The organism is Pseudomonas sp. PDM28, from assembly GCF_019219115.1.
Taxonomy (GTDB): domain Bacteria; phylum Pseudomonadota; class Gammaproteobacteria; order Pseudomonadales; family Pseudomonadaceae; genus Aquipseudomonas; species Aquipseudomonas laurylsulfatiphila.
The window spans coordinates 26,522-46,691 of the sequence record NZ_JAHUWG010000007.1 but is presented as its reverse complement, the minus strand read 5'-3'; the positions used below and the strand labels follow the sequence as shown (position 1 = coordinate 46,691).

Below are 20,170 nucleotides of genomic sequence, written 5' to 3'. Positions count from 1 at the left end.
CCGAAACCCCAGGCGTGGTCATCACGCCGGCGGGGTATCGTCCAGGGACATCAAGGTTTCGATCCGCGCCGGGCTGAAGGGTGGGCGCGGTGCCGAGGGCTGCCAACCAAACAAATGCCGGACTGCGCCGCCACACACCCGGCCCTGGCAGGCGCCCATGCCGCAGCGACTGGCGAGTTTGGCTTCGCGCCAGTCAGAGTGACCGGTCAATGCCGCGTACGGCACGTCTTCGCAGCGGCAAACCAGGGTGTCGGGTTGGGCCAGGGACTTGAGTCGCGGGTCGAGGGCGAACGCGCTGTTCAGCGCCTTGGCGAAACCCTGCCAGCGCGCCCGGCGCGGCCACAATTGCCTGGCGGCTTGCAGATTGCCGACTGCAGCGTGGCCGGCAATCGCACCTTCCACCAAGGCCAGCTCACTGCCGCCGAACCCTGTGCATTCGCCCGCCGCATAATGATCGGCGCGATTGCTGGCCTGCCAGGCATCCACCGCGATGGCTTGATCTTCGATGGCGCAACCCAGTGCCTGACCCAACTGGATGTTCGGAATCAACCCGAAGCCACAGGCCAGCCGATCACATTCCAGTTCGACGATGTTGCCTTGTTGTTGCAGGCGCACGCCTTCGACTCGGTCGGTGCCAAGCGCCGCCAATACGTGGGTGGCAGTGCGGTAGCGGTGGTCGAACAGGCTGAACGATTGCAGCCATTTACCGGGCCAGCGCGGCAGTTGCGCGGCGAAACCGGCGAGGGCGCTGCGGCTGGCTTGTTCGGCGATGCGTTGCACTTGCGCGCCATGCTGTTTGGCGGTGGCGGCACTGGCCAGTAACAGCGGGCCGCTGCCGGCAATCACCACGCGCTCGTTCTGCACTGGCAAACCCGCCTTGATCAACGCCTGCAAACCACCCGCACCGGTGACACCCGGCAGGGTCCAGCCGGGGAAGGGCAGCAGTAATTCACGGGCGCCGGTGCACAGAATCAGTTTGTCGTAGCTGATCAACCAGCCATGGGCGTCATTTTCCACCAGCAGTTGTTTCGCGCCGGGGGCGGCGATCACCCGAGTACCGGCGTGATGGCGGATGTTGTTGCACGACGCCAGACGCTCGCGCAGGCGCCGGGCTTGACCGGGTACGTTGGCTTGAGGTCCGTCGCGCCAGATTTGCCCGCCCGGCAGCGGGTTGTCGTCGAGCATGACAATGCGCGCGCCGCTGGGGGCGGCGGCAAGGGCGGCGCTCATTCCGGCAGGGCCAGCGCCAATGATCAACAGATCAGCGTACTCAGTCATGGGCGAGTCTCCACCTGCATACCGTCACGGCACAGGGTCTGGCAAGCCAGGCGACGCCGGCCATCGATGGTCACCCGGCATTCCTGGCAAATGCCCATGCCGCACAGCGGCGCACGGCGCTGACCGCTGACCGAGGTGCGCGTGCAGCCGTCACTGGCCAACGCCAGGGCAGCGGCGACGCTGGTGCCTTCGGCGACTTTCAGGGCGTGGCCGTCCAGCAACAATTCAGGCATAGACCGGTTCTCCGAGAAAACGCTGGGGCAGATAAGGTTGTGCGGCCAGTGGTGGGGCTTCGTCGAACAGTTGCGCCACCAGTAAATCGGCGGTGCCGGGGGCGGTGGTTACGCCCAGTCCTTCGTGACCGACTGCCAGCCACAAGCCTTGATGTTGTGGATGTTGACCCACCAGCGGCAAGCCGTCGGGGCTGGCAGCGCGGAAACCGGTCCAGGCACGGATGCCATTGAGCCGGGCCAGCCCCGGCATGTACTCGGCGGCACGCTTGAGCATCTTCGCGAGCATCCAGCCTTCGACCTGCGGGTCGGTGGTTGCGAATTGCCGCGAGGCCCCGATGAACAGTTGCCCGGTGGGGCGCGGCTGGATATTGCAGGCGGTCGACGGCCCCGTGGCGTTGTGGGCACTGGTGACGTAACCCAGTTCCACCAGGGTATGGGTGACGCTGCCGGGGTAGCGGTCAGTGATCAGCAAGTGGCCTTTTTTCGGCTCGATGGGCAATTCCGGGCACAGCTCGTTGGCTTGAATACCGTTGGCCAACACCACGGCATCGGCACTCAACCAGTGCCCATCATCGAGGCAGACGCGGTTGCCATCGACCGTATTGACCCGCGCCCGGCGCTGGCGGATGTTCGGTGTTTCGAGCATCCATCCGGCCGTCGCCGGGGCGTACAGAATGCCGTCGCCATTGATCAGCAAGCCACCTTCCAGTCCTTCGCTCAGTTCCGGTTCGCGCTGGCGCAGGGCATTGGCACCGATCAGTTCGCAAGCCACGCCCTGGGCTTGCAGGTTGAGGAATTTGCTATGGGCCACCGCCATTTCTTCGGCATTGGCCGCCAGCCACAGCGTGCCGTTGCAGCGGTAGGCACAGTTGTCGGGCAGGTCCGCGCCCAGTTCGCGCCAGCGCTGCAACGAATATTGACTCAGGGCCAGTTCGGCGGGGTTGTCGTCGAGTACCAGCAGGTGGCCCATGCCGGCGGCCGTGGCCCCGTGCAGTCCGGCGTCCAACACCAGCACCTGCAAGCCGCGACGGGCCAGCGCCTGGGCACAGGCGGCGCCGATAATGCCGGCGCCGATCACGATCACATCGGCCACCCGGCCCTCGTTCATGGACGAATGCCCCAGGCGAACGGGTCGTCCTGTTCGATGATCAGGCTCGCCTCGGCACTGATGAACGCGCGACCACGAATGGTTGGCACGATGCGCTCACCCTGCAGTTCGTAGGAACCCTCGAACTCGCTGCCGATGACGCTGGCCTGGCGCCAGATCTGCCCCGGTTGCAACTTGTCGTCGGCCGCCAGGCATGCCAGTTTGGCGCTGGTGCCGGTGCCGCAGGGCGAACGATCGTAGGCTTTGCCGGGGCAGAGCACGAAGTTGCGGCTGTCGGCGTGATCGTCATCGGCGAACAACTCGACGTGATCGATCAAACCGCCGTCTTCACCGCGAATGCCTTGGGCTTCCAGTGCCTGCTGCACGGCGAAGGTGTAAGCGGTCAGCGCTTCGAGGTTGTCGCCGGCCACCCGCAGGCCATGCTCGGCGACCAGGAAAAACCAGTTGCCGCCCCAAGCGATATCACCGACCACTTGGCCGATGCCCGGCACCTGCACCGCCAGCGCCTTGAGATAACGGTAGGCCGGCACGTTGCGCACACTCACCGAATGGTCTTCGTGCAGGGTTGCCTGCACCGTGCCCACAGGCGTTTCGATGCTGTGCACGCCGGGGCCGATCTTGCCCAGGTGCGCCAACGACGCAACCAGGCCGATGGTGCCGTGGCCGCACATGCCCAGATAACCGGTGTTATTGAAGAAAATCACCCCGGCACAGGCACCAGGGTCTACCGGCGTGCAGAGCAGGGCGCCCACCAGTACGTCACTGCCCCGTGGTTCCAGCATACAGGCGGCGCGCCATTGATCATGCTGTTCGGCTAATACCTGGCGCCGTTCGGCCATGCTGCCAGTGCCCAGCTCAGGAAAGCCGGCGGTCACCAGGCGGGTCGGTTCGCCGCCGGTGTGGGAGTCGATCACAGAGATGCGTTTCATGGGAGGGCCACGTCCATTCGGTTGAGTGAACGCAAGAGTGGCCCGTGCGGCGGGGCGTCGGCTTGATGGATTTAGTCTGTGTCGATGACGAAATCGGCACAGCATCCGTCGCTGTCAGTGGCTGTGGGGCAGGTGCTCGAACAGGGTCGTGCAGACGCCGGCAATGTGCTCGTCCAGAAGTTTCACCGCCAGGTCCACATCCCCGGCGCGGCAGGCCGCCAGGATCTCGCGGTGTTCGTGATCGGCCCGTTCCTTACCGGCCGACAAGCTCATCTGCATGCGTAGATAACGCTCCAGCTTGTCGTTGACCGAACGGATCAGACTCACCAGAAACGGTCGCTGTGCAGGCTCGTACAGGCAGGAGTGCAGCTCCCAGTTGAGCTCGGCCCAGCGCCCCACGTCGTCCTCGCCGATGAACTCCTGACAGATGCGCTCGGCACGGGCGAAGGTCTCTTCGGTCATGTTCGGAATGGCCAGGCGCAGAATCTTGTCCTCCAGCAACATCCGCACTTCGAACATCTGCGCCAGCTCCGCATCGGAAACCCGCGTGACCATCGCCCCGCGATTGCGCTGGAACATCACTAACCCTTCGGCCTCCAGCCGCTTGAGGGCTTCGCGCACCGGGATCTTGCTGACATTGAACTGGCGGGCGATGTCGTCCTGGCGGATCGGCTCATCCTCGGCAAAATGCCCGGCGACAATCGCATCCCGCAGATGGCGGGTGATGATTTCCGAAGTCGAAGGCGTGTTACCAAGGTCGGGTGCGTTGAGTTTGGGTAGGTTCACGGCGGCGGTCATTTGGAGTGAGATAGCGCTAGGGTATACGAAATTCTTTTGCTGATCTTCCCCGGTTCAACGTCGGTGCGCCCGTTTTCATTCAGGCTTGCGCCGCGCCCATTTCACCGTTTGCCATGATTTACGCTGGAAGGATTGCCCGCTGCATAGCCGATCAGGCAGCCAATCCTTCTCAGAGACTATCCGGATCCCCAAAAAACATCTGAATCCGCGACCGTAACCAGCGCTCCCCCGGATCATTGTCCTGCGACCCGCGCCACGCCATGTGCAGTTCAAAGCTGCGCACCGGCAACGGCGGATCTTCCGCGCGCACACCGCCTGCAGCCGTCAGCGCATCGGCCGTGTAGTCCGGCACGGTTGCGACGATGTCAGTGCCGGCCAGCAAGGTGCTCAAGCCATTGAACTGCGGCACCGCGAGCACCACATGACGTTTGCGTCCGAGCTTTTCCAGTTCTTCATCTATAAAGCCGCTGAGGTCGCCGGCGAACGACACCAGTGCATGGGGGCGCGCGCAGTAATCATCCAGGCTCAATGGCCCCGGTACGGTGTCGGCGCGCAACAGCTTGGGCTGGCTGCGGCGCAGCACCTTGCGCTTGGCGTTGGCCGGCAGGTCGGTGGTGTAACTGACGCCGATGGAGATCTCGCCGGAGGCCAGCAACCCCGGCATCAGGATGTAGTTGACCCGGCGTACCACCAGTACGATCCCCGGCGATTCGGCGCGCAGGCGCTTGAGCAGCATGGGCAGCAAGGCGAATTCGACGTCGTCCGAAAGGCCGATGCGGAACACGGCGGTACTTGTGGCAGGATCGAACTCGGCCGCACGGCTGACCGCGGTGGAAATCGAATCCAGTGCCGGCGAGAGCAGGGCGAAGATCTCGATCGCCCGGGCGGACGGCTCCATGCTGCGGCCGGTACGCACAAACAGAGGGTCATCGAACAACCCGCGCAGGCGCGAGAGCGCCGCACTGATGGCCGGCTGGCCGAGGAAGAGTTTTTCCGCAGCACGGGTCACGCTGCGTTCGTGCATCAATGTTTCAAAAACGATCAACAGGTTCAGGTCGACACGACGCAGGTCATTACGATTCATCTGGAGTCCTGGCAGAGTCAGCAAACTTGACGTGGGCGGCCATATGAGAACAATGGCCAGCAGGAATATTACGGGGAAAGGCTGGTACTCTGCACCGGGTAATTCAGATTTCCTGAAAAGGTGGCTTCGGTTTCTTGCGGCATTTCACAATGTCGCCGCCGCTGCGGAATCAATGACAGGCATGTCGACTATTAATACCCACTGATAGTGTTGGGTTGAAAGCCCAGCTAGAGTTCAAGGCATTAGAGGTTCATTTGGCGAGGTTTGCGATGTCCCGCACGATCCGTTTTCACAAGTTTGGTCCAGCCGAGGTGCTCAAATGCGAAGAGCATGCGGCGGCTCTGCCTGCACCGGGCGAAGTGCAGGTGCGCGTCGAGGCCATTGGCATCAGCTGGTACGACACTCTCTGGCGCCAGAACCTGGCGTCGTCCCGCGCCCATCTGCCTTCCGGCCTTGGCCAGGAAATGGCCGGTATCGTCACGGCTGTGGGTGAGGGGGTGGATGACCTGGCGATCGGTGACAAGGTCGCCAGTTTCCCGGCCCAAAGCCCGAACGACTATCCGGTCTACGGAGAACTGATTGTCCTGCCGCGCTCGTCGCTGACCCGTTACCCGGACGTGCTGAGCCCGATCGAGGCCAGCGTGCATTACACGCCGCTGTTGGTCGCCTATTTTGCTTATGCCGACCTGGCACGGGTCAAACCCGGGCAATTCGCCCTGGTGACCGACGCCAGCCATTGCGCCGGACCTTCGTTCGTACAACTGGGCAAGGCCTTGGGTGTTCGAGTGATTGCGGCAACCAAGTCTGCAGAAGAGCGTGAGTATCTGTTGTCGCTGGGCGCCGAAAAAGTCATCGTTACCGAGGAAGAAGATCTGCTGATACGGATCAACAAGATCACCGATAACCGCGGTGTGGATGTGGTCTTCGATGGTTTGGGCGGTCCTCAGATGTCATTGCTGGGCGATGTGCTGGCGCCTCGCGGCAGCCTGGTGCTGTACGGCCTGCAAGGTGGCAACCAGACGCCATTCCCGGCCTGCGCGGCGTTCCAGAAGAACATTCAGTTCTTCGTGCACTGCATCGGCAACTTCACCGGCAAGCCGGAACTGGGCATCATCCAGGACCAGGTCGCACTGCAACGTGCCTTGCGCGACATCAACCAGTTGACCGCTGACCGCGTGCTGCTGCCGCTCAAGACTCGGGTCTTCCCGTTTGCCGAGGTGGTCGAGGCACACCGCTACATGGACGAATGCCCTTGCCGCGAGCGGGTCGCCCTGCAGGTCGAACCGGCGTAGCACTTGCCCCAAGAGCCGACGCAAAAGCCCCCCAAGAGTCCGTGCCCACACGGACTCTTTCGTTTGTGCCCCCCCAAACCCGTCGATCCGCAGACCGGTCCAGCAACTGAACTGGTTTTTGCCCGTAATCTGTAGCTTCTAATCAGCCACTAAGCCCTGATAATTGAATGATTACTTTCATCTCAAGGAATGAGTCATGGCTGGGTGTCAGGCTAAAACTTTTCAATGTGCGCTCTCGGTGCATGCCTTCGATTTAGTTAGTTGTTGTGTAGTTGCCAAAAAGACAGCAACAACTTCTTTCCTTATTTCTTGTGTTAAGTGTTCGTGGGACGCTGTCGGACGTTTCCTAGGACTTCGTCTCCAATCGAGAAAACCCTTGCCAGCTGGGCGCTACAGCCTTGTCTTCGGCGTGTCTGAGAAGGGTTGTTACGATCGTTTCAAATGATTTCCAGAAAATTCAATTGCTAGCATTTGGCAATAAAGTCGATGACTCCATTCGAGCAGGCAGTCCAGCGGAATCTGCTGTTTGCGCGAAATTGAACTTACGAGTACCAGGTAAATAAAGATGACCAGCATCCATGACCAAGCGATGAACTATGTCTATCAACAAGTGCTGCAGCGATTGCTGGGTTTCTTCTCCCGTGCCGAACGCACTGCAGTGCAGTTGTTGATTCAGCGTCTGGCAGTGGCGGCGGGGGGCATGGAGCGTATGGGTGATTTCAAGGTGTTGGTGGTCCAGTCCGGGACCCGCGACAACTGCTACAGCCTGGCGCTGTTACGCGCGGCGCAATTGACCATTGCCACTCGGTCCCCGACGACATTCCAGTTGCGCATCGCCTCGTTGCGGTTGAACGGGACAAGCCGGGCGGCCGAGCAAAACATGCACCGGACCAACAGCGCACTGTTTGTCTATGACGATCCGCGGGTCGAGGTGCTGATGGTCGATGATCGGGAAGTCCTGCCGTTCGATCACCTGACGACGATCTCCGATGCCGGTCGCGAGTCCAGCCGCCTGAACCTGCTGCTGATCGGCCATCGCCGGGAGTGGCGCGGCGGTTTCGACCTGTGGGATGACGGGTACCTGGCCACGGGAGAGTTCTATGGGCAAATCGCTCGCTGGGACGGTGGCGTCGACGCTTTGCTCGTCAGTGACACGCCGCGTCAGCAGAAACAGTTCATCGACGGCCTGAAGCGTGCCGCCACCAAGGCAGGGCTCAAGCCCTCGCACGTGGGCGAGGCCGGCCATGCGGGGTTGTTTGCATTGCTCGATGAGCTGGGCAGCGACTGTTATCAGGCGTTCTATGCCGATGGCGGCCAGGCCCGATGGCGTCCTGAAGAGCGCTTTGAGACCTGTCGCCGTGCCACCTGCATCGACATTCATGACCTGCTGCTCAGCAACCTGGAAGAGCGCTGGTCATTGCTGACTGAGTTTCTCGGCTTCCAGCCTGACGAATTGGCCGCGCAGATCAGCGACAACGAGTTCGTCAGCGCGTCGATCTCGGCGCACGTGCGTGGGTTGCAAGCGAGCTTCGTGCAGGGGCGCGATTACCAGTCGGGCGTTGCGCAATACCTGCAACGCACCCTGGTGATGATGCGCCGCAAGCGCTTGCCTGAGCGTTTGTGCGAGCAGGCCATCGAGGTGTTCGGCAACCCGGCGACAGTGGGTGACCAGCGTGCCCGCGCGGCGGCCGAGGCGCAAAAGACCCTGGGCCTGAGCGAAGCACAATTGGTGTGTCTGCTTTTTGCGCCGTTTATCGAAGAAGGTGCGGGGCTTGAGCGATTTTTGCGTCAGTGCCATCCAGGCATGCTGGTGGCCATGCCCGAACTGCACCGGGCCATGCAGGGGCATCCGGTCGCCGAACAGATCATGCAATGGATGATTGATGTCAGCGGATTGCCCGTCAGCCTGATCGGTCGGCTTTATCGCATGGAGCGCGCGCCAGGCAGCGATGGCGGGGCGCTCGAAGCACAGATCCATTGCGCCGCGTTGCAAGAGGCAGGGGGCGATCCTGACACCGGCGACACCTTGGTGGATGAATGGTCAGCGGGTCACTGAGGGTGGGCGGACTATCAGCCCGCGCGGTCGGCCTTCAGCCATGAAAGGTCCACGAGAAACGGATTTCGCCTATCAGGCCGTTTATCGATATCTGGGCAGCCTGATCAATGAGTCCGAAGGGGATTCACGCATCCGCCTGCCGTCGCTGCGGCAGCTGGCGGAGCGCCTCAACGTGTCGATCTCGACCATTCAGTACGCTTATTCGCTGCTGGAGAAGGAAGGGCGCGTGTTTTCGGTGGCCAAGTCAGGTTATTACGCGTTGCCGGTGTCCTCTTTCAACCCGCAGGACAGCGGCAGCGATTTGCTCGAAGCCGTCTATGTCAATGCCAGGCGTCCGGGGATGCTGGTCCTGAGCGCCGATGAACCGGCGTTGCTGCAACCGCTCGACAGCCCCTTGTTGCTGCTGGAGCGGGAGTTGCTGCGCCAGTATCCCCGGCAGCCGCAGTCGCCCTCGCAACCCTGCGGCGAGCTCGAGTTGCGCACCGCCCTGGCAGCACGCTACACCACCTCTCCCATGCGTTACTGGCACGCCGATGATGTCTACATCGGTGCCGACCTGCGCGGCGTCCTGGAAATCCTCATCGCCGTGCTGGGCTTGAAGGACGCCACGGTAGTGGTTGAGTCGCCGTGCGACTGGACGCTCCTGCGATTGTTTCAAGACGCCTGCGTGCGGGTGATCGAGTGGCCTGTGCAAGTCGATGGTTGCCTCGATCCGCAACGGCTGAAAACCTTGCTGGAGACCGAACCGGTACGCCTGGTGCTGCTGTCGTCGGCCCTGAACATGCCCCGTGGCAGTCTGGCGCCTGAGGAAAACAGGCAGGCCATTGCCCGGCTGTTGGCCAAGCATGACAGTTGGGTGCTGGAAAACGACTGTTATGGCGAACTCGGATTCGACCCGGGCGGCCTGCGCTTTCGCGACTTGCTGGACCCTGAACGGCTGATGGTGTTTTCCACGTTCGAGAAAATCGTTGGACCGGAAGCGCCCTACGGCTACCTGCTTTCCAGGCACTTGAGCACCGAGCTGCAACGGCACTTCCTGCTGCGTTCGTTTCGACTGTCGCCAATTCGCCAGAAAGCCATCGCCCGTTTGTACAGCAGCGGCCGCATCGATCAACACCTGCTGGTGCTGCGACGGCTACTCAAGGAGCGCAAGAGCCAAATGACCCAGTTGTTGCAGGAGCGACTGGGTGATGCCTTGCACTTCGTCGAGCCGCAAGGCGGTGCAACGATCTGGGTGCGTTCGTTGCGCCGGGTCAATGTCCGTCGTGTGTTCCAGCGCCTGCTGGCACAGCAGGTGGTCATCGCGCCGGGCGAACTGTTCAGCCTCCACGGTCTGCACGGGCAGTATTTACGCCTGAGTCATACCTTCGGCGGCGATCACAACCTGGCGGTCGCGCTGGGACTGCTGGGGGATGCGCTGCGCCTGGAATCGATCGAGTGAGGGAGACAAAAAATAACAACCACCACTGTGTGGGATCGATCCCATCGCGTTGCGGTCAAACTGCCAGTAAACTGCGACTCAATCCCTGAACCACTCTATTCCAGAGGTTTTGCATGACACTCAGTCCTTTTGCGGGTAAACCGGCACCGGCAGAATTGTTGGTCGACATCCCGCGACTGGTAACGGCCTATTACACCGGCCAGCCTGATGCCGCCATTTCGACTCAGCGCGTTGCCTTCGGCACGTCGGGGCACCGCGGCAGCTCGTTCGACCTGAGTTTCAACGAATGGCACGTGCTGGCGATCAGCCAGGCCATTTGCCTGTATCGCGAAGCTCAGGGCATCGATGGCCCGCTGTTTGTCGGTATCGACACCCACGCGCTGTCCACGCCGGCCGGTGCCAGCGCCCTTGAAGTGCTGGCGGCCAACGGCGTGACCGTGATGATCGCCGCGGGCGACGAGTACACGCCGACGCCGGCCATTTCCCATGCGATTCTCTGCTACAACCGTGGTCGCACCAGCGGCCTGGCGGACGGCATCGTCATCACGCCGTCGCACAACCCGCCACAAAGCGGTGGCTACAAGTACAACCCCACCAACGGCGGTCCGGCCGATACCCACATCACCAAGTGGATCGAAGCCAAGGCCAACGAATTGCTGGCCACCAAGCTCGCCGGGGTCAAGCGCATCAGCTACGAGCAGGCACTCAAGGCCGGCACCACCCATCGTCACGATTACCTCAACACCTATGTCGCCGACCTGATCAACGTGATCGACTTCGACGCCATCCGCGATGCCAAGCTGCGCCTGGGCGTCGATCCGCTGGGTGGAGCAGGGGTGCGCTACTGGTCGGCGATTGCCGAGCATTACCGTCTGGACCTGGATGTGGTGAACAAACAGGTCGACCCGACCTTCCGCTTCATGACCGTCGACTGGGACGGCCAGATCCGCATGGACCCATCGTCCAGCCATGCCATGCAAGGCCTGATCGGCCTGAAAGAGCGCTTCGACGTGGCGTTTGCCTGCGACCCTGACCACGACCGCCATGGCATCGTCACGCCGTCCGGTGGTTTGCTGGCACCGAACAACTACCTCGCCGTTGCCATCGACTACCTGTTCCAGAATCGTCCGCAATGGCGCGCCGATGCTGCCGTGGGTAAAACCGTGGTCAGCAGCGGCTTGATTGATCGCGTGGCCAAACGCCTGGGCCGTCGCCTGTACGAAGTGCCGGTCGGCTTCAAGTGGTTTGCCGACGGGCTGTTCGATGGTTCCCTGGGTTTCGGCGGCGAAGAAAGCGCCGGTGCCTCGTTCCTGCGCAAGGACGGCGGCGTCTGGAGCACCGACAAGGACGGTTTGATTCCGGCCTTGCTGGCTGCAGAGATGACGGCCCGGACCGGTCGTGACCCGAGCCAGGCGTACCGTGCCTTGACCGATGAACTGGGTGAACCGTTCTCGGTACGGGTCGACGCCAAGGCCAACCCGGAGCAGAAGGCCCTCCTGAGCAAGCTGTCGCCGCAACAGGTCACCTCGACCCAACTGGCCGGCGAACCGATCCAGAGCATCCTCAGCCACGCACCGGGCAACGACCAGGCCATTGGCGGTCTCAAGGTCATGACCGAAAACGGCTGGTTTGCGGCGCGTCCGTCGGGCACGGAAGACATCTACAAGATCTACGCCGAGAGCTTTGTCAGCGACGACCACCTCAAGCAACTGGTGGCCGAGGCGCAAACGCTGGTGGATGGTGCCATTTCCGCGAAGTAAGCGCTGTAACGCCCACTGGAGCTGCATATAACCCTGTGGGAGCGAGCTTGCTCGCGATAGCGGTCTGTCAGTCAATATCAATGCTGGATGCCAGGCCGCCATCGCGAGCAAGCTCGCTCCCACAAAGGGTTTGCCGCAGCAACTAAAAAGGGGCGACCAACACGGTCGCCCCTTTTTTGCAATTGCCCTCAGCAGATCACGCCAGGTCCACCAACACGATCTCACTGTCCTCGATGGCCGTCACTCGCAGCACCTGCTCATCGGCCACCGCGACACCGTCTCGAGCTTCTGCGCGCAAGCCATTGACTTCAATGACTCCTGTGGCCGGGACCAGGTAGGCACGACGACCGCTGTCCAAAAGGTATTCGGCCGTTTCACCGGCCTTCAGATTGGCGGCCACCAGCCGGGCATCGGCGCGGATGCGCAGGCTCTGCTCGTCGCCTTCCTTGCCGCTGGCCAGGGTGACAAAACCTTCGCGGTCGCCTTTCGGGAACGGTTTGGCGCCCCAGGACGGCGCCAGGCCGGTCTCATTCGGGATGATCCAGATCTGGAAAATCCGGGTCGGCGTCGCTTCCAGGTTGTACTCGCTGTGGGCGATCCCGGTACCGGCGCTCATGACCTGGACGTCACCGGCTTCGGTCCGACCCTTGTTGCCCAGGTTGTCCTGGTGGGTAATGGCGCCTTCACGGACATAGGTGATGATTTCCATGTCCCGGTGCGGGTGCTGCGGGAAACCGGTGCCGGGAGCGATCACGTCGTCATTCCAGACCCGCAGGTTGCCCCAGTTCATGCGCTTGGGATCGTAGTATTCGGCGAACGAAAAATGGTGATGCGCATCCAACCAGCCGTGGTGAGCACCGCCAAGGGTTTTGAAAGGTCTGAGTTCAAGCATGATCGTCTCCAGAAAAGGTTCGTCATGGGGCGGAGCGCCTTGGCCACGAAGCGAGACCGGTGGTTGATGACGGCCATCATCCATCAGGCAACAATCGATAAAAAGCGTAAAAAATGCGCCATTCCCATCGAATCAATTGATATGAAATAGGCTCGAAACGCTCTCATCCAACCTTCACTTCATCGCATAAGCCAATGAGTCATAAGCAATTCACTAGAACTCAATGGCAAATGCAGACACCATAGCGCTCAACAGCCTCACACCCTGGAGTCAGTCCGCGTGCCGCAACACACCCCCGATCTTCCGCCTGAACTTCGCCCCCTGGCCGAGATGCCGCTGATCAAGCGCCTGCTCGCCCGGTTCTTCGGTTACAGCCTGACCCGTCTGCACGCCCAACATCGTGCGTCGTGGTTGCATGGCCAGGCCGACGGTTTTCGCAGCGGTCACAGCGCCGGGGTCGATTACGGCTACAGGGAAGGCAAACTCGAGGGGTTGGAGGAGGGTCGACAGGTCCTGCTGATCCGCGACTCGCGCTCCACTGAACACCGGCCACCGAATGTCGATGACCTGCTGTTCGACGATTGGCGCCTGCCGTTGAGCGCCGAGTTGAAGAAGCGCATGAAGGCGGATGTCGCCCGCTTGCTGCCGGCCCATGCCCAGCCCAGCGCCGCACAGTGGAAAATGATTTTCAGCGACACGCCGTCCACCTCGGTGATCGCCGGTGCCGGCGCAGGCAAGTCGACCACACTGGTGCTGCGCATCTTGCTGTTGAGCCATTATCTGGGCTTCGAGCTGAGTTCGATGACGGTGGTGACCTTCACCCGTGAGTCGCGCAAGGACTTCATCAACAAGCTGATCGAGCTGTTTGCGCTCTGGGGCCGTGCGATCAGCTTCAAGGAGGCACGGGACCTGGTGCGCACCTTCCACTCGCGGATCCTGCCGATGGTGCGCAGTCTTCCGGGTTTCGAGCGCTTGCAGGCCTTCGAGAATCTCAGCCTGCGGGCTGCCCAGGGTGACGAGGAGGTCGACAGTAATCCGTTCGACCTGCGTATCAACGACGCTCAGCGCCAACAACTCAACGCCTGTTATCACCGTCTGCACAGTAGCGACGAGCGCTTTCGTGAGCTGATCAAGCCATTGTCCCGGCATGCCTTGCAACTCAAGGAGCTGGAGCGGGATCACCCCGATGTGCAGAAGCGCATGGGTGTCACCGAACTGGCGGCCAAGCGTGATGAAGAGTTGTGCGATGCCATTGAAGATCTGTGGTTTCGCGCCGGTGCCTGGCCCATCAAGGGCATCGAACCGAATCGCCAGTCATTCGATATCAACGGCTCGACATTTCACTGTCACGGCTACATCCCGACGCTGGACGCCTGGGTGGTGCTGGGGTTCGATCCTCGGGAGAACCCGCAGGTCATGCGGCCCAATGCCAAGCTGACGGTGCGCGCAGAATGGGCAGTGAAGCGCACCTTGTTTCAAGCTTTCTGTCGTAAGCCATTGATTTGGCTTGATAGTTACGAGTCATCAAAACGTGTGCTGGCCTCGCTGGCGGGGGATGCCAGCGCCGGGCCGGGTTTCGATTACAAGGTCAAGGGCGAGCTCGCCTCCGCGCCGTTGCTCGATTGCTTTGTCGCCGCCGCCGGGTTCATCGAAAACCTCGGGCTGGATGTGCCGAGTGCCGTGGGGCAGATGAGTTTCGCCAAGGACGATCCCGACCGGTTCTTCTTCGAGGCCCTGAGCCTTTACTGGCGGGCGCTGGAAGATCATTTGCTCGACCAGAAACCGCCAATCATGACCTACAACCGGATGTTCGCCCTGTTCAGCGAGCATTCGCCGGAGAACCTCAAGCTGCTCAGTGATGAGCTGCTGCGGCCGCTGTCGCACCTGATGATCGACGAATTCCAGGACGTTTCGCCGCAAATCGTCTCCTGGATCAGAGCCAGCCTGGCGGAGATCCGCAGTCGCGGGCCGGCCATGCACGTCGGGCGGGGTGCCCAGCGTTCCTCGCTGCTCTGTGTGGGCGATGACTGGCAATCCATTTATGGCTGGCGCGGCAGTTCGCCGAGCTACTTCATGGAGTTCAACAAGGAGTTCCCGTCGCCGAGCACCACCAAGGTCATGCTCAGCGACAACTATCGCAGCCACCAGCACATCATCGACGCCGCCGAGCACATCGTGCGCGCAGCGCCGGCAATTGCCGGGAAGAAAGCCAAGGCCAGCGGTGAACCCAAGGCATTGCTGCCGGTGAACGTCCTCGATCGTGATGACCAGGGCATGGCGCAGCGTCTGATGGAGCATTACCGAAAGGGTGATTCAATCTTGATGCTTTATCGAAAAAGTAGCGATAAGTCATTGATAGAAGAGCATATTCAGTCGGTACTTAATGTTGATTCGAGCTTGCCCCATGCCGCTCGCAGGCTCAAGCAACTGACGTATCACAGCGCCAAGGGCCTGCAGGCCGATGCGGTGTTTTTGCTGGGTGACTGCCAACACCTGACCAGTTCACCCTACAAGAATCAGGTTTACCGGATGGCGGGCCTGGGCAAGGCCGGTGACAGCGAACCCTACGACAATGCCCAGAAGGACGAGATCCTGCGTCTGGCATACGTGGGTATTACCCGTGCCGTCAGCCATTGCTACTGGTACGTCGATGCACAAGACACCCAGGCCGCGAACATGCCCAAGGCGTCCGACCGGATCGGCAAGGGGAAGGCGTTCTTTGTCGATCATCGTAAAAGCCAAACCACCGCCTGACTTCCGAATCGACACTTTGTGGGAGCGAGCTTGCTCCGGGCGGCGTTCCGGCGATGGACTCAAGAGCGCCGCGTTTAGCCAGTAAATACGCGTTATCGTTAACGACCATCGCGAGCAGGCTCGCTCCTACAGGGGAATTGCGCTCAACAAAAAGCCCACTTCAAGTGGGCTTTTTGTTGAGTGAACAGGCTTTAGGCATAACTCCTGAGGGCCTGCGGTGGAACGAAGGCTTCAAGTTCATCCTCCACCGCTTCGATGATTCGTTCTACATCCGCGGCATTCATGACGGTGGCGCAAGGAATACCGGCAATGGCGATCATGGTCTCGCCAGTGGCACGATCGAAAAGACGGGCAATCATGCTGCCCGGCGCGTCCATGCTCGCCTCGAAACCCATGGGATGAAAATGCCAGCGCATCAGCTGGCAGGCGTTTGGAAACGTGACCTTACTGAAACCTCTATTCATGTGTTGCCCGCCTTCAGTATCGAGCGCTTCCTTTAGCTCATGGTAGGAGGGAAGAACCTTCAGTGGTTCAACCAGTGACAGTCTTTAAAAGTAGCATCCGAATGTGAAAAGAATGTGGTTTTTTCAGCTCGTTTGGCGATTGCCACCCTTTTTTTGATTCAGGTCACGCTTCCTTGAAATTGACGGCCCGAAGTCCGCATCCGTTTAGTCGTTGAAGACAAAGCGGAAGTTGGGCAAGCTCGGTTTTTTCCGTCGAGATTTTCAATGCACGCCGAGGATGATGGCCCGCTGCAAACCCAGGCCACGGGCGAGACGGTCATGCGCTATCACTTGCGCTGGAAACACCGGGACCTGGACGGCGTCATGGCGCTCTATCACCCTGAAGTCCAGTACAACGACTTTTTCCAGAATCGGGTCATGGGCCTGGCCGAATTGCGCGACTACGTGCGCAGCAGCATGCCCCGGGATCCGGATGAAGCGCTGGAACACTCCGACCGCATTCGACTGGACGGCAACACCGCCTTCATTCAGTACCGCATCACCCTGCGCGGAGGTGAAGGACTGGTGTCGTTCCGCGCCAGCGAGGCGATCACCGTCAAGGACGGGCTGATCTGGCGGGTCAATGAATACGCTTCGCTGGTGCATGAGCAACCCGTCAGCAAAACCACCCCCGGCCAGCGCCCGGCGGTCAGCCGGCTGGGCCTGTCGCCTCGCCAGTTGAGCTTTATGGCCGATGACCTTCAGCAGTATTTCCAGCGCCAGCAGCCGTATCTTGACCCGGAGCTCGACCTGCAACGGGTGGCGAAGGAGTGCGGGTACAGCCGGAACCAGATTTCCTATCTGTTGAATCAGGTGCTGGGCCAGAGCTTCTACCGCTACGTCAACCAGGCGCGCCTGCAACACTTGCTCGCGGCACTGGATGACGCCACGCCACCGCTGCGTATCGATGAACTGGCGTTCGCCGCCGGATTCAATTCGCTGTCGGCGTTCTACAGCTGTTTCCGCCAGCACACCGGCCAGTCACCCAAGGCCTACGTCAAACAAATTTCTTTGCGTGCACGCGCGCAAGACAGCGCCTGAGCCCACGCACTAGGATCGACGCCATCGAAGTTTTCAGTGGCGGAGTCTTGCATGCCGGCGTGGCGCACTATCAGTTTGTGGATGGACCAGCTCGACGAGCCGTTGTTGGCGCGTCCGGCGCTGGAGCGGGACCTGGATGTGGACGTGGCGATCATCGGCGCCGGCTACACCGGTCTCTGGACCGCGTACTACCTCAAGCAGCAGAACCCGGAGCTGAACATCGCCATTGTCGAAGCGCAGACCGCCGGTTTCGGCGCGTCGGGGCGCAATGGCGGCTGGTTGATGGGCAACTTGCTGGGTGAAGATCGCCTGCTGGCCGGTTTGCCGGTCGAAGAGCGCCGCGCTTCCTACGATTTGTTGCATGGCATTCCGGATGAAGTGGAGATTGTCCTCGAACGTGAGGGCATCGACTGCGATTTCCGTAAAGGCGGGGTGCTGTATTGCGCTGCGCGTTATCCGGAGCAGGCGACCAGCCTGCGTCACTACCTGGACGATCTCCACCGCCAGGGCCTCGACGATAGCCACTATCGCTGGTTGAGCCCGGAACAACTGGCGCAGCAGATCCGCGTCGCCAAACCCTATGGCGGCATCTATGCACCGCACGTGGCGACCATCCACCCGGCCAAGCTGGTACGCGGGCTGGCCCGGATGGTGGAGCGCCTGGGGGTGAGGATCTACGAAAACAGCCCGGTCACCCATTGGCAATCCGGCAGCCTGCGCACGGCGAAAGCGTCGGTACGCTGTCACTGGGTCGTTCCGGCAGTAGAAGGTTACTCCGTCACCTTGCCGCCCCTGGGGCGTTATCAGATGCCGGTGCAGAGCCTGATCGTCGCGACCGAGCCGTTGTCGGCGGCCACCTGGGATGAAATCGGCCTGAGCCGTGGCCAGGCGTTCAGCGAGGCCAGTCGGCAAGTGACCTACGGCCAGCGCACTGCTGACAACCGTTTGATCTTTGGCGCCCGTGGCGGCTATCAGTTCGCCGGCAAACTGCGCCACGACTTCGAGCTGACCACGGATGAAAAGGACCTGCGGCGCTACCTGTTCGGCGAACTGTTCCCGCAGTTGAAGAACGTGCAGATCACTCATTCCTGGGGCGGCAACCTGGGCATGTCCCGGCACTTCAAGCCGCACATGCTCTGCGACCGGGCCAAAGGCATCGCCTTGTCTGGCGGCTACGGCGGGGAGGGCGTTGGCGCCAGCAACCTCGGTGGACGCACGCTGGCCGACCTGATCCTGGGGCGCGACACCGATCTGGTGCGCCAGCCGTGGGTCCTCCCGCAGCGGGGCCTCGACGCGCTCAGGGCCTGGGAGCCGGAACCGATCCGCTGGCTCGGCTACAACGCAATCATCCGCAGCTTTGTCCATGAGGACCAGACCCTGGCCAACCCGGCTACTGCGCCCTGGCGGCGCAAGCTGGCCAGCGGGGTGGCCGGTTTCATGGAAGGTTTCATGCACTAAACGGCGCGCTCTTCATCGACAGGCCATATCGACAGGTAATCCCATGAGCATCACGCAATTCAAGCACACCGCAACCCTGAAACTGGAGGAGTCCAACCCGGTCGCCGTGCCCCTGGGCACGCCCGTGGCCGTGGCTTCGACCACCAGCGTCGAACGCGACGACGGCGTCGAGACCGGCGTCTGGGAATGCACCCCGGGGCGCTGGCGGCGGCAGATCGTCGCCCAGGAGTTCTGTCACTTCATCCAGGGTCGCTGCACCTTCACCCCGGACGGCGGTGAGCCGCTGCACATAGAAGCGGGCGACGCACTGATGTTGCCGGCCAACAGCCTCGGTATCTGGGACATCCAGGAAACCGTGCGCAAGACCTACGTCCTGATTTTCTGATCCTTGATTGCCTGCCAACAAAAACAACCTACAGGAATCGACTCATGCTCCGAAAGACACTCACCCTGGCTCCGCTGCTGCTGGTTGCATCGATCAGTCAGGCGGCCGAAACCGTCAAAATCTATAATTGGTCGGATTACATCGCGCCGGACACCACGAAAGACTTCCAGAAAGAAACCGGCATCGGCTTCACCTACGACGTCTACGACAGCAACGAAACCCTCGATGGCAAGCTGATGACCGGCAAATCCGGCTACGACGTGGTGTTTCCGTCCAATCACTTCATGGCGCGGCAGATTGAGGGCGGCGCACTGAAGAAGCTCGACAAGAGCCAGTTGCCGAACTGGAAAAACCTCAACCCGGTATTGCTCAAGGCCTTGCAGACCAACGATCCGGGTAACGAGCACGGCTTCCCGTACCTGTGGGGCAGCACCGGCATCGGCTACAACGTTGCCAAGGTCAAGGCGGTGCTGGGCGACAACGCCCCGGTGGATTCATGGGACTTGATTTTCAAGCCCGAGAACATGCAGAAGTTGCAGAAGTGCGGCGTGGCCATTCTCGACAACGGCCCCGAACTGCTGCCGGCCGCGTTGAACTACCTCGGCTTGCCGCCTCACAGCAAGAACCCGGACGACTACAAAAAGGCTGAAGCCTTGCTGTTGAAAGTGCGGCCGTATGTGAGCTATTTCCACTCGTCCAAGTACACCAGTGACCTGGCCAACGGCGATATCTGCGTCGCGGTCGGTTTCTCCGGCGACATCCTGCAGGCGGAAAACCGCGCCAGGGAAGCCAACAATGGTATCGACATCGGTTATGCGATTCCCAAGGAAGGCGCCGCCATCTGGTTCGACATGGTCGCGATGCCGGTCGACGCTCCTGATGAAAAGGCCGGTTACGCCTTCATGAACTATCTGCTGCGCCCGGACGTCATGGCCAGCGTCAGCAACTACGTGCACTACGCCAATGGCAACGAGCAGGCTGACAGCCTGATCGACCCAGCGATCAAGAACGACACCAAGGTTTACCCAAGCCCGGAAATGATGGGGAAACTCTTTGCCCTGGAAGCCATGCCATTGAACATCGACCGGGTTCGCACGCGGGTGTGGAACAAGATTCGCACCGGCAGCTGAAGACGTGGTCCGGCAATCGGGACAGGAT

17 protein-coding genes are annotated in these 20,170 nt (G+C 61.2%); 9 read left to right on the top strand and 8 right to left on the bottom strand.

All coding sequences use genetic code 11. From position 1 onward, the window contains the following. Positions 1 to 21: 21 nt before the first annotated feature. The 6 genes from KW841_RS16900 to KW841_RS16875 form a co-directional block, all read right to left on the bottom strand. Positions 22 to 1,278, bottom strand: a complete 1,257-nt coding sequence (locus KW841_RS16900; RefSeq protein WP_218478373.1) for an FAD/NAD(P)-binding oxidoreductase — start codon at positions 1,276 to 1,278, stop codon at positions 22 to 24. Next, positions 1,275 to 1,511, bottom strand: a complete 237-nt coding sequence (locus tag KW841_RS16895; RefSeq protein WP_007994312.1) for a 2Fe-2S iron-sulfur cluster-binding protein — start codon at positions 1,509 to 1,511, stop codon at positions 1,275 to 1,277. Before KW841_RS16895 ends, KW841_RS16900 begins: the two co-directional genes overlap by 4 nt. Beyond that, positions 1,504 to 2,619, bottom strand: a complete 1,116-nt coding sequence (locus KW841_RS16890; RefSeq protein ID WP_218478356.1) for an FAD-binding oxidoreductase — start codon at positions 2,617 to 2,619, stop codon at positions 1,504 to 1,506. Before KW841_RS16890 ends, KW841_RS16895 begins: the two co-directional genes overlap by 8 nt. Then, a complete protein-coding gene (locus tag KW841_RS16885) occupies positions 2,616 to 3,548 on the bottom strand; it encodes a 4-hydroxyproline epimerase (protein WP_218478354.1) in 933 nt (310 codons plus the stop codon). The genes KW841_RS16890 and KW841_RS16885 overlap by 4 nt, the downstream gene beginning before the upstream one ends. 114 nt (positions 3,549 to 3,662) lie before the next feature. Further along, complete coding sequence (locus tag KW841_RS16880; RefSeq protein ID WP_217835079.1) at positions 3,663 to 4,346, bottom strand: GntR family transcriptional regulator; 684 nt, start codon at positions 4,344 to 4,346, stop codon at positions 3,663 to 3,665. 169 nt (positions 4,347 to 4,515) lie between these two features. Continuing rightward, positions 4,516 to 5,430 carry a LysR family transcriptional regulator gene (locus tag KW841_RS16875; protein ID WP_053160139.1) on the bottom strand — a complete coding sequence of 305 codons (915 nt, stop codon included), beginning with the start codon at positions 5,428 to 5,430 and terminating at the stop codon, positions 4,516 to 4,518. 269 nt (positions 5,431 to 5,699) lie between these two features. Here KW841_RS16875 and KW841_RS16870 point away from each other — a divergent pair, with 269 nt between their 5' ends. From KW841_RS16870 to pgm, 4 genes are all read left to right on the top strand, one after another. Further along, the gene (locus KW841_RS16870; protein WP_007970597.1) at positions 5,700 to 6,722 is read left to right on the top strand and encodes a zinc-dependent alcohol dehydrogenase family protein; all 1,023 of its coding nucleotides are present in this window, start codon (positions 5,700 to 5,702) and stop codon (positions 6,720 to 6,722) included. 565 nt (positions 6,723 to 7,287) lie between these two features. Next, complete coding sequence (locus KW841_RS16865) at positions 7,288 to 8,778, top strand: hypothetical protein (protein WP_218478353.1); 1,491 nt, start codon at positions 7,288 to 7,290, stop codon at positions 8,776 to 8,778. Between the two features lie 40 nt (positions 8,779 to 8,818). Further along, a complete protein-coding gene (locus KW841_RS16860; protein WP_218478351.1) occupies positions 8,819 to 10,219 on the top strand; it encodes a PLP-dependent aminotransferase family protein in 1,401 nt (466 codons plus the stop codon). Positions 10,220 to 10,332: 113 nt separating this feature from the next. Beyond that, a complete protein-coding gene (gene pgm / locus KW841_RS16855) occupies positions 10,333 to 11,979 on the top strand; it encodes a phosphoglucomutase (alpha-D-glucose-1,6-bisphosphate-dependent) (protein WP_218478349.1) in 1,647 nt (548 codons plus the stop codon). Between the two features lie 196 nt (positions 11,980 to 12,175). On the opposite strand, the gene KW841_RS16850 is transcribed toward pgm, so the two are convergent. Then, positions 12,176 to 12,871: a pirin family protein gene (locus KW841_RS16850; protein ID WP_015095049.1), complete on the bottom strand. Its 696-nt coding sequence runs from the start codon at positions 12,869 to 12,871 to the stop codon at positions 12,176 to 12,178. A gap of 279 nt (positions 12,872 to 13,150) precedes the next feature. On the opposite strand from KW841_RS16850, the gene KW841_RS16845 reads away from it, so the two are divergent. Next, on the top strand, positions 13,151 to 15,625 hold the full coding sequence (locus KW841_RS16845; RefSeq protein ID WP_218478346.1) for a UvrD-helicase domain-containing protein: 2,475 nt from the start codon (positions 13,151 to 13,153) through the stop codon (positions 15,623 to 15,625). 191 nt (positions 15,626 to 15,816) lie between these two features. Here the strand turns inward: KW841_RS16845 and KW841_RS16840 are convergent, their stop codons facing one another. Next, positions 15,817 to 16,089: a DUF1652 domain-containing protein gene (locus KW841_RS16840; RefSeq protein ID WP_007970606.1), complete on the bottom strand. Its 273-nt coding sequence runs from the start codon at positions 16,087 to 16,089 to the stop codon at positions 15,817 to 15,819. Between the two features lie 264 nt (positions 16,090 to 16,353). On the opposite strand from KW841_RS16840, the gene KW841_RS16835 reads away from it, so the two are divergent. From KW841_RS16835 to KW841_RS16820, 4 genes are read left to right on the top strand one after another with little or no spacing between them, the layout of a single operon-like run. Further along, the gene (locus KW841_RS16835; RefSeq protein WP_104447171.1) at positions 16,354 to 17,169 is read left to right on the top strand and encodes an AraC family transcriptional regulator; all 816 of its coding nucleotides are present in this window, start codon (positions 16,354 to 16,356) and stop codon (positions 17,167 to 17,169) included. Positions 17,170 to 17,220: 51 nt separating this feature from the next. Next, positions 17,221 to 18,627 (top strand): FAD-binding oxidoreductase, encoded by a 1,407-nt coding sequence (locus KW841_RS16830; protein ID WP_218478345.1) that lies wholly within the window; start codon positions 17,221 to 17,223, stop codon positions 18,625 to 18,627. Positions 18,628 to 18,670: 43 nt separating this feature from the next. Next, on the top strand, positions 18,671 to 19,012 hold the full coding sequence (locus tag KW841_RS16825; protein WP_015095054.1) for a cupin domain-containing protein: 342 nt from the start codon (positions 18,671 to 18,673) through the stop codon (positions 19,010 to 19,012). A gap of 44 nt (positions 19,013 to 19,056) precedes the next feature. After that, positions 19,057 to 20,142: a polyamine ABC transporter substrate-binding protein gene (locus KW841_RS16820; protein WP_007970611.1), complete on the top strand. Its 1,086-nt coding sequence runs from the start codon at positions 19,057 to 19,059 to the stop codon at positions 20,140 to 20,142. Positions 20,143 to 20,170: the final 28 nt, after the last annotated feature.